11 protein-coding genes are annotated in these 10,634 nt (G+C 32.6%); 8 read left to right on the top strand and 3 right to left on the bottom strand.

Annotated features, from left to right (window positions below; genetic code table 11):
* The 6 genes from NH26_RS12265 to NH26_RS12240 form a co-directional block, all read left to right on the top strand.
* Positions 1 to 337 (top strand): sensor histidine kinase (locus NH26_RS12265; protein WP_242427324.1); only part of this gene is annotated, 337 nt, incomplete at its 5' end.
* Positions 338 to 343: 6 nt separating this feature from the next.
* Entirely contained in the window at positions 344 to 1,003 is a 660-nt protein-coding gene (locus tag NH26_RS12260) for a response regulator (protein WP_044224011.1), read from the top strand.
* Positions 1,004 to 1,069: 66 nt separating this feature from the next.
* Positions 1,070 to 1,408 (top strand): hypothetical protein, encoded by a 339-nt coding sequence (locus tag NH26_RS12255; RefSeq protein WP_044224013.1) that lies wholly within the window; start codon positions 1,070 to 1,072, stop codon positions 1,406 to 1,408.
* Between the two features lie 206 nt (positions 1,409 to 1,614).
* Positions 1,615 to 2,373, top strand: a complete 759-nt coding sequence (locus NH26_RS12250; protein WP_044224015.1) for a hypothetical protein — start codon at positions 1,615 to 1,617, stop codon at positions 2,371 to 2,373.
* Between the two features lie 39 nt (positions 2,374 to 2,412).
* Complete coding sequence (locus NH26_RS12245) at positions 2,413 to 4,791, top strand: arylsulfatase (RefSeq protein WP_052432033.1); 2,379 nt, start codon at positions 2,413 to 2,415, stop codon at positions 4,789 to 4,791.
* Positions 4,792 to 5,028: 237 nt separating this feature from the next.
* Entirely contained in the window at positions 5,029 to 5,970 is a 942-nt protein-coding gene (locus NH26_RS12240) for a hypothetical protein (RefSeq protein WP_044224017.1), read from the top strand.
* A 54-nt stretch (positions 5,971 to 6,024) separates the two neighbouring features.
* Here the strand turns inward: NH26_RS12240 and NH26_RS12235 are convergent, their stop codons facing one another.
* Entirely contained in the window at positions 6,025 to 6,759 is a 735-nt protein-coding gene (locus NH26_RS12235) for a shikimate dehydrogenase family protein (protein ID WP_044224020.1), read from the bottom strand.
* A gap of 249 nt (positions 6,760 to 7,008) precedes the next feature.
* On the opposite strand from NH26_RS12235, the gene NH26_RS12230 reads away from it, so the two are divergent.
* Complete coding sequence (locus tag NH26_RS12230; protein WP_052432034.1) at positions 7,009 to 8,094, top strand: sensor histidine kinase; 1,086 nt, start codon at positions 7,009 to 7,011, stop codon at positions 8,092 to 8,094.
* Positions 8,091 to 8,507, top strand: coding sequence for a response regulator (locus tag NH26_RS12225; protein WP_044224022.1), 417 nt, complete (start codon positions 8,091 to 8,093; stop codon positions 8,505 to 8,507). Before NH26_RS12230 ends, NH26_RS12225 begins: the two co-directional genes overlap by 4 nt.
* 120 nt (positions 8,508 to 8,627) lie before the next feature.
* On the opposite strand, the gene prfA is transcribed toward NH26_RS12225, so the two are convergent.
* Together prfA and NH26_RS12215 are read right to left on the bottom strand one after the other, a co-directional pair.
* A complete protein-coding gene (gene prfA, locus NH26_RS12220) occupies positions 8,628 to 9,701 on the bottom strand; it encodes a peptide chain release factor 1 (protein WP_044224023.1) in 1,074 nt (357 codons plus the stop codon).
* A 45-nt stretch (positions 9,702 to 9,746) separates the two neighbouring features.
* Positions 9,747 to 10,634: a toxin-antitoxin system YwqK family antitoxin gene (locus tag NH26_RS12215; protein ID WP_139263032.1), complete on the bottom strand. Its 888-nt coding sequence runs from the start codon at positions 10,632 to 10,634 to the stop codon at positions 9,747 to 9,749.

Raw genomic sequence — 10,634 nt, 5'->3', positions numbered from 1 at the left:
TATCAAATTCTTTCATAATTTTGGAGAGCATCAAATAGAAAATCCACAAATCAAACTAACCTTATACCGTATTCTTCAAGAAGGAATCAATAATATCTTCAAATATTCTAAAGCAACCAAAGTGGATATTCAATTAAAAAATTATGATGATATCTATATGCTTACAATAGAAGATAATGGTGTAGGTTTTGACGCATCCAAAGTAGTAAAAGAAAATACTGGAATGGGTTTTAAAGGAATGAAAAATCGTTTAGATGCTATTGATGGTTTTCTTGAAATAGAAAGTAGAGAGGGTAGAGGAACGACTTTATTAATTGAAATCAATAAAAATTTTTAGATATATATGGAAAAGATAAAGCTCTTTTTAGTCGACGATCATAAAATGATAAGAGAAGGGTTAAAAAACTTCTTATTAGATGATAGTGCATTTGATATTGTAGGTGAAGCAGAAAATGGAAAGGAATGCTTACAACTGTTAGAACAAAATCAAGAGGTAGATATTTTATTGACGGATGTGAATATGCCAGAAATGGATGGTTTAGAATTGGTGCAAAATGTCAAAACTAAATATCCTGCTATTAAAATTATGGCATTGACTATGTTAGGTGAGAGTCAGCATATCAAGAAAATGTTGGCAGAAGGTGCTATGGGATATTTATTGAAAAACTGTAGTGAACAAGAGTTGATCAACGGAATCAAGATGGTTAACTCCGGTGGTACCTATTATTCTCCAGGGGTAACTAATGCCATTATTAATAATATAAGAAAGGTAAAACCTCAAAAATCAAATGTAGCCTTAGAAGTTGCTTTATCAGAAAGAGAAACAGAGGTATTGCATTTAATTTTAAAAGAAAAGACAAATAAGGAAATAGCAGAAGAACTTTTTATTAGTGTAAGAACAGTAGATGCTCACAAGAGAAACCTATTGGATAAGACAGGAAGTAAAAATTTAGCAGGTTTAATACTCTATGCTATTGATAAAGAATTGTTCGATGATATTTAAAATAGGTAATTCTCTGATAAATGTCATTATGTGTATGAATAGCTTTGTGTATAAACCTAAATGTACATGAATATTTTAATTGGCAATGATAACGAACTTAATAGTAAGCTGTTAGAAGAAATAAAACACTTTATACCTATAGAACAAATCACTTATAATAAACTCCTTATGAGTGATTCAATAGATAAAGAAGGTATTTTATTAATTAATTTATTAGATGTTGTTGGTGATTCTAAGGAAGTAATCAATGAGGTGAGAATGAGATATCCAAGGCATAAAGTCATTGCATTACATTATTTTCAAGTTGATTCCATGATAGAAAAACTACTCAACGATGGGTTTGATGAATATGTTTCTATTTTAAACTTTTCAGAAACTATACATGAAATATTAGACATAAATTAAGCACACAATTTCTTCCAACAGCAAGCTATTTTAATAAGCTAGTTTGTCTAAACCGGATAAGGTCATCTTTAAAAAAGGTGACCTTTTTTTTGCCATTATATTAATAGGTGAATTACCTAATATGATAAAATCAGAATTTTACTAAAATAATGGGAGGCTGTTTTTAAGACATTTGAACTATCAAATAATAAAAAACACTCTCAATTATGAAAAATCTATTTATCATTTTATTTACATTATTTTCTCTTTCTGTTTTTGCTCAAACAGATGAAGAAAAGGCGCAAGCAAATAATCCTTTAGCACAAATTACAGCCTTCAATTTACAGCAATATTATTCTCCTAATTTAACAGGTAATAGTGAAGCTACATCAAGTACCTATTGGATGAGATTTGCTAAACCTACCGGAAGAGTTCTTTGGAGAGCATCCCTTCCTTTTAGTACATTTTCTAATCCTGAAACAGGGGTAAGCACATCAGGTCTAGGCGACTTCGATCTATTTGCAGCTTATTTAGCAGTTTCTAAATCTAAATTATCTATTGGTATTGGTCCATCGGTATCAGCTCCGACAGCTACACATGCAACTTTGGGTACTGGAAAATGGACAGCAGGTGCTGCTGCTGTAGCCTTTGCTAGTTTAAACCCTCAATTACAAGTAGGTGGTTTAGCGATATGGAGAACAGATGTAGGTGGAGATGCCCAACGAGATGATGTGAATATTTTGGCTTTCCAACCGTTTGCCTTCTTCCAGGTAGGGAAAGGGTTATATTTTAGATCTGCTCCAACGTGGAATTTCAATCTTGAAAAAGGGACATATAATGTTCCTCTTGGAGTAGGTGTTGGTAAGATTATGAAGATCAATAAGACGGTATTTAACTTCTTTATTGAACCACAATATTCTGTATTACACTACGGAGATAATCAACCACTATTACAAGTGTACTCTGCTTTGAATATGCAGTTTTAATTCAAAATAATAAAAATATAACCATTGAAAATATTAGTCATGAAATCATATTTAATAACATTCTTATCGTTTTTTATTTTCTTGAGTTCTTGTTCTACTCAAAAGAAAAAAGGTAATATTTCAGAAGATTTGGATAGAACGGTTTTACCCATTCAACCTCCAAAACATAAAGCGGTATCAGAGCTTGATGCTAGAAATGTAACAGCCCCTCCAAAGTTTGAAATAAATGCTCCAGAAGGAGCTCCAAATATAGTAGTCATTCTAATTGATGATATTGGTTTTTCAGCTTCAGAACCTTTTGGTGGAGCAATAGAAACACCTACTTTCGGAAAATTAGCAGACAATGGTTTGAAATTTAATAAATTCCATTCAACAGCTTTATGTTCTCCAACAAGAGCGTCGCTATTATCAGGACGTAACCACCATAATGCTAATGTTGGTTCTGTAATGGAAGTGGCAACAGCTAACCCAGGAAATAACGGTTTTCGTCCAGATGATGCCAAATATGTAGCTGAAACTCTTCGTCAGAATGGCTATAGCACAGCAGCATTTGGTAAGTGGCATGAAACAGCACCTTGGGAAACTTCGGTATCAGGTCCTTTCTTCAGATGGCCAACTAATTCGGGTTTTGATAAATTCTACGGATTTATTGGTGGTGAAACAAATATGTGGAACCCTACTATTTATGATGGCTCCGTTAGAGTTGAAGTAGAAACTGATGGTGAAGAAGAGTATCACTTTACACAAGACATGACAAACGAGGCGATCAATTGGGTGAAATTCCAAAAAGCAATGACTCCGGATAAACCATTTATGGTATACTATGCACCAGGTGCGGTACATGCTCCTCACCATGCACCAAAAGAATGGATTGAAAAGTATAGTGGTAAGTTTGATGAAGGTTATGATGAACTTAGAGAGAAGACATTCCAACGTCAAAAAGCACTTGGTATTATTCCTCAAAACACAAAATTAGCACCAAGACCTGATGGTATTAAAGATTGGGATAGCTTAAGTGATTCTGAAAAGAAATTATTTGCAGTTCAAATGGAAACATACGCTGGTTTTATGGAACATACAGACCATGAAATTGGAAGAATGATTGATGCGATTGATGAAGTTGGTGAATTAGAAAATACCTTGATTGTTTATATCATGGGTGATAATGGATCTAGTGCTGAAGGTGGACTGATTGGTACATTTAACGAAATGGTTTCTTTAAATGCTAATCGTACTGCAGAAACTGTTGATAGCATGTTAGAATATGCTGATGAGTGGGGCGGTCCTAACTCTTTCCCTCACTTTACTGCCGCTTGGGCAGTAGCTACAGACGTACCTTTCTCATGGACAAAACAAGTTGCCGGAGATTTTGGTGGTACTCGTAACGGTATGGTAATGCACTGGCCAAATGGTTTTGATGCTAAAGGCGAAATTCGTTCTCAATTTACTCACGTTAATGACGTTGCTCCTACAATTTTAGAGGCAGCAGGATTGCCAGAAGCTAAAATGATTAATGGTGTAGAACAAAAGCCAATGGATGGCCAGAGTTTATTATATGCAGCAAGAGATGAAGCAGCGGTTGAAAGACACGATACTCAATATTTTGAGATGTTTGGTAACCGTGCCATCTACCATAAAGGTTGGTTAGCTCGTGTGGTACACTCAGTGCCTTGGGAAGTGAAGCCAGTAGCCACCCTACAAGAAGATAAATGGGAATTATTTAATATCGAAGAAGACTTCTCTTTAGCGAATGATTTATCAGCTAAGTATCCTTCAAAATTAGAAGAATTGAAGTTACTTTTTGAAAAAGAAGCGATGGAAAATAATGTTTATCCATTAGATGATAGAAAATATGAGCGTTTCAATGCAGCTATTGCAGGACGTCCAGATTTAATGGGTGATCGTACTAATATCACATTGGCAGATGGAATGACAGGAATTACTGAAAACACCTTCTTGAATGTGAAAAATACATCAAAAACAATTACTGCTACTCTAGATTTAAAAGGAAATGATAGAGGTGTAATTATTTGTCAAGGTGGTCAATTTGGGGGCTGGTCATTGTATATGAACGATGGCAAACCAACATATACTTATAACTGGTTAGGGTTGAATTCAACTACAATCACTTCATCAAAAGCGATACCTGCGGGTGAATCAGATGTGAAATTAGTTTTTGACTATGATGGTGGCGGAAACGGTAAAGGTGGTTTAGCTACTTTATATATCAATAATGAAAAGGTAGGATCTGGTAGAATTGAACAAACTACACCTCTATTATTCTCTTTAGATGAGACAGTTGATGTAGGTAGAGATGATGCTACACAAGTAGCTTACGAAGAGTTTAAGAATACAAAAGATTCAGATTTCACTGGATACGTTAAATCAGTAACAGTGACAATACCAGAGAAAAAATAGTTTATTGAATTTAGTTAGATAGTTTATGATTAGGTGCTCATTCGTGAGCACCTTTTTTTGTGGTAAATCTTAATTTTTTTTATTGAAATTGAAGTAGATAAAGTAAAACGTGAGAAGTTGTTTTTGTCTAAATATATAGGTGATTTACTTAATGTTTCACATGAGGTAAAGTGCTGATTAATAAGGTCTTTTATCGGTATATATTTGAATTAGTCATTACCATAATAGATCAAAAAAATGAAAAATAAACATATCTCTTTCTCAATTATCACAATACTATTTCTTATGCTTTTTACTACTCCTTATAATGGGTGTGTTTTAGGTAATAATGAAGAAGATGATAAAGTAACTAATTCAGAAGAAGAGCCTTCAGAAAAGTTTAATTATACCAATAGAAAATCCATTAGTTTTCCTGATTCTATTTCTGACGCTGTAATACATTATGGGAATCAAATGGTAAGTTTTAATTTTAATAAAACTTATTTCATTCCTGGGGCAGGGTTTTGTAAAAGTGATTACAAAAATACAGAAACGTTTAACTACGAACTGATGTCTTCCTTAAAAGAATTATTAAGAGAAGATTTTGTAACGGTAGAAAGTAGTAAAAAGAATATACCATTATTACCTCTTAGAACCGGTTTGAGTGGAAGATGGGCCATACTAAATGGATATGAACCCGTAGATTATCAAAAGCATGGAAATATTAAACGTACTATTGAAGATATTGAAGGTGATTTGGGGACATCATCTACAGAGAAAATTAATGTGATAGGATCTAGTTATGGAAGTGTAGTTGCTGCAAATACGGTGATATCTCTTATTGAAAGAGAAAATAATATAGATGAAATTGGCGTATTGGTATTATCAGCTTCAATGATAGATCCTAGTTCTAAATTAGGTTTAAAATTAAGTGAATTACATCAATCGGGTAAGATAGAAACTTTGTATTACCATTCTACGCCCAAAGATAATATTACGGCTTGTTCAGGTACGTCTAAAAAAGAAGCAAGAATGGGATTTAAAAAAGTAGTATTTAAGACTTCACCTAGTATTATGAATTTAAAAAAACATGCCCATAATATAGCATCAAGAACACCTCAAAGAGCACATGATTTATTAGATGTGATTATACAAAATAGTGAAGTATTATGGGTGAAATCGTTTAAAAAAGGGAATTAGAAAAATAACAGACAAAAAGAGGAAACCATAATTATTGATTTCCTCTTTCTCTTTTTACTTATTCCAGATTTCCCAAGACGCTTCTGCTTGTCCAATCAACATATCCAAACCATTCATTCCGTGTCCACCTTTTTCTCTGCAGATTTTAAGAAATTCTGTTTCAGCAGGATTGTAAACTACATCGAAGAAGTAATGATTATCTGATGTGAACTCGTACGGTAGTTCTGGAGCTATACCTACTTTAGGGTGCATTCCTAAAGGAGTAGTATTCACCACTAATGTATGAGTTGTATAAATTTCTTCTGTAACATCGCTGTAAGCAATGCTTTCTTCAGATCTATTTCTTGAAACTGATTTAAAAGGAATATTTAAATCTTCTAATACAGCTTTTATGGCTTTTGACGCTCCTCCTGTTCCTAAAACTAAAGCTTTAAAATTGGTATGAGGCAAAAAGCTTTTTAATGAATTTTTGAAACCAAAATAATCAGAATTGTAGCCGGTAAGCGTACCATCTTCTTCAAATTTTATCACATTGGCTGCACCAATTTTACCAGCAGTCTCAGGATCTAAACGATCTAAAAAGGGTAATACCTGTTCTTTATAAGGAATAGTAACATTCAACCCATTCAATTGATTGTCCTTAAGTAGATCAGTAAATTGTTGAATATTCTCTAATTCAAATAAATCGTATTGACATCCTTCAATACCTTCTTTATTATACTTCTCTGTAAAATATTTTTTAGAGAAAGAGTGTTCAAGGGGGTAACCTATTAGTCCGTAAGTTTTCATGTTAATGTTATTTTGAGTGACAAGTTACGAACAACAATTAAATATTTGATTAGGATTATTGAATGGATTAATAGACTTAGGTAAAGAAAAGAAATTATATCGAATGTAGAGTTATTGGTTATTCTGTAAATTATAATGCTAAATATCTGAATTATAGGAATTAAACTCTTGTTTAATGTCTCCTTTGACTTTGATACTATTTCTTATGAATCTTTTATTGAGCTATCCATCAATTAATTATTTTACTTTATGCAAGTAGGTTTTGATCTATATAATCTCTTCGATAAATTATCAATTGCCATTTTTGTTTTGCGTGTCTCCAACCATGAGACTAAAGATTTTACCATAATGATGGCTAATGAAGAAAATAAAGTAGCATGTGGTTTAGACATGAAAAAATTTATCGGTCATGAATTACGTGATGCTTTTCCTGGAATATATGATTTAGGTTTGCCGAATTATTATTATCAAAGCGTAAAGGAACATCAAGAGGTTGAAATAGGAGAATTTGAGTATGCTGATTACGGTTTAGAAAAACAAACCTATATCTTAAAAGCTACTCCATTAGGTAATGATGAAGTGATGATTTCTTATGAAAATATTTCTCAGTTAAAAGAGGCTAAAAGACAGTTAGAAAAAAAGAATCAAGATTTGAACAGAAAAAATAAGTCTCTAGAAGAGTTTGCTTATTTAACCTCTCATGATCTTCAGGAGCCTTTAAATACGATTAGTGGCTTTGTGGATATTTTAAAATCTAGATATTATGATCAACTTGATTCTTCAGGACAAAAATGCATGGATTATATTGATAAATCTGCCTGCAGGATGAGAGATATGATTAAAGGCATTTTACATCATTCTAAATTAGGAATGGATCTTACGATTACTGATATAGATTTAAATAAATTGTTACTTGGTGTAGTAGATGATTTACAAGGTCTTATCACCGAAAAAAAAGCAACAGTAAAACTGATAGATTTACCTAAAGTGAAAAGCTTTGATTTAGGGCTACGAATAATTCTACAAAATCTAATTGAAAATGGATTAAAATATCAGCCTGAAGACCAAAAACCAGTTATTGAAATTATGTTTGAGGAAAAAGAAGATAATTGGGAGTTTGGTGTCAAAGACAATGGGGTAGGTATTAAAGCAGAGCATCAAGAAAAGATTTTTAAAGTATTTCAACGACTACAAAATAATCAATCTAATAAAGGTACAGGGTTAGGACTAGCCAATTGTTTAAAACTAATCCATTTAATAGAAGGAGAGATTTGGGTAGAATCTTCTGAAGGGGAAGGAAGTACATTTTATTTTACATTACCAAAAATAGCATGAAACAATTAAACCATATACTGCTTATTGACGATAGTGAATCAATAAATTTTTATAATCAATTAATAATTGAGGAAGCAAATGTTACTGAAAAATGTACATTTTTATTAAGTGCCGAAAAAGGATTAGAATACCTTCAGGAGTATGATAAAGAAAAATACCCTTTACCCAATATCATCTTTTTAGATATTAATATGCCTAAAATGAATGGATGGGAATTTATTGAGGAGTTTGATGAATTAGATAAATCAATTACGGGTAATATTGCTTTATTTATGCTAACCACATCCACAAATGAAGATGATATTGATAAATCTAAATCATATAAAACAGTAAAAGACTATTTAACCAAGCCATTAAAAGTAGAAGAACTTAATAGGGCGATTGAGATTTACTATCAATCCAATTTAGAATAAAATGAAAGCATCTTCTACATTCAAATCATAGATGATAAAATGAGTATAAATAAAAAGGTTGTCCAATAATTAAATTGAGACAACCTCTTCATTTTATAAAAAAGTGAAATAAGCTATAAATTAAGCCAAGCCACTATTTTCCATTTTTTCTAAATTATCAGCGATACGTAATCTATCGATAAAGTCTTGGATTTCGCCATCCATTACAATCGGTAAGTTAAATACCGAGTGATTGATACGGTGATCTGTTACACGACCTTGAGGATAGTTATATGTTCTAATTTTATCTGAACGAGAACCAGAACCTACCATTGATTTACGTTCTGCACCAATCTCTTCTTGTCTTTTCTTTTCTTCAATTGCATAAAGACGAGATTTCAATTCTTTTAGCGCTTTATCGTAGTTTTTCAACTTCGATTTTTCATCTTGACATTGTACAATAATACCAGATGGAATGTGAGTTAAACGAATTGCTGAGTAAGTTGTGTTTACAGACTGACCACCAGGACCTGAAGAACAGAATTCATCACGACGGATGTCAGACATGTTTAATTCAATTTCTACATCGTCCATTTCTGGAAGTACAGCTACAGAAGCTACTGAAGTATGGATACGTCCTTGAGATTCTGTTGCAGGAACACGTTGTACACGGTGAACACCTGCTTCATATTTCAATTTACCGTAAGCATCTTCACCTTGGATGTTAGCTACGATTTTGTTAAAACCACCAGAAGTACCATCCACAAAGTCAGTGATTGATAACTTCCATTTATTTTTCTCACAAAAACGTTGGTACATACGAAGTAAATCACCTGCAAATATCGAAGCTTCATCTCCACCTGCACCTGATCTAATTTCAAAGATGGCGTTTTTAGAATCGTTAGGATCATTAGGAATCAATAACATTTTTAATTCATCTTCGATGGCAGGAAGACCATCTTGAAGTTCGTCCAATTCCATTTTTGCCATTTCACGCAATTCAGAATCCTTCTCTTCTTCTAATATTTGTTTCGCCTCTGTAATACCTTCGAGCATGTTTTTGTACTCAAAGTATTTGTCGACCACTTTCTGTAAATCTTTGTATTCTTTATTTAATTTGGCGTACAATTTCATATCTGAAACTGTTTCAGGTTTTACCAAATCTTCGCTTACTTGATCAAAGCGTAACTTTATTTTTTCGAGTTTATCTAACATCTCTGTACGTCTCTTCTAATTTTTTACAAATGTAATGTTTTTTAGTTACTTATTTTTGATAAGTACCTTTCCCTTTTCATCCCATTCATATTTAACAACAGGTCCTCCATAACTTTTGTCATAGATTCTGTTCTTATTTCTATGTCTTGTGATCTTTTTTTTCCTTTGCCGACCTCTTTTATCAATAGCGTCATAAAATTCTGTCCAATCACCGATTTTTAATCCGAATTTATAGGACCCTACTACTTTTTTACGTCCACTTTCATAAAAAGATTGATAAATACCATTTTTCTCTTCGAATTGTATAGGAACAACTTCTTTTACTTTGGTTTGTTTAGAATCATAATATTGAATTTTTGATTCTTTAGGGAAACCCATATAATAGTATTTTTTATCTCTGATCTCCTTATCCTTTCCATACCAAACCCATCTACCAGTAAGGAGTCCTTTATAAAATTGTCCAGTTGTTAAAGTATCTTTATTGACGATTTTTACATATTTTCCATGAAGAGGTAAACCGTATTCAGGTCTAGAAGTGGTCTTCTTTTCAATTTTCTTTTCTTTAGTATTATAAAAATACTTTACTGGAGCGTAGGCACTTGGTGCTTCATATTCGGGTAAAACAAAGAACAATTCAAAAATGACATTACCTTTCGAATTGGTTCTTGTGTAGGCTTTTTTAGTCTTAATACCCCAAAATACTTTCTTCTTTTTTTTCTTTTTCCTTTTGATGACCTCCTCATCATCAGGAGCCCCAGGATTCAGTTCAATAGTTGGAGCATCTTCGCTTACCGAATCGATTGCTACCACTAATGGCTTTCTCTTTTTTGGTTTTTGATCTTCCTCTTCTACTTGAGCAGAAACATTAAGAAATGCACCCAACATTAAAAAGAGTAAAAAGAGTAAAAAGAGTATTCTTTTATAATTCAGCAT

The organism is Flammeovirga pacifica, from assembly GCF_000807855.2.
Taxonomy (GTDB): Bacteria; Bacteroidota; Bacteroidia; order Cytophagales; family Flammeovirgaceae; genus Flammeovirga; species Flammeovirga pacifica.
This window is presented reverse-complemented; position numbering and strand designations above follow the sequence as displayed.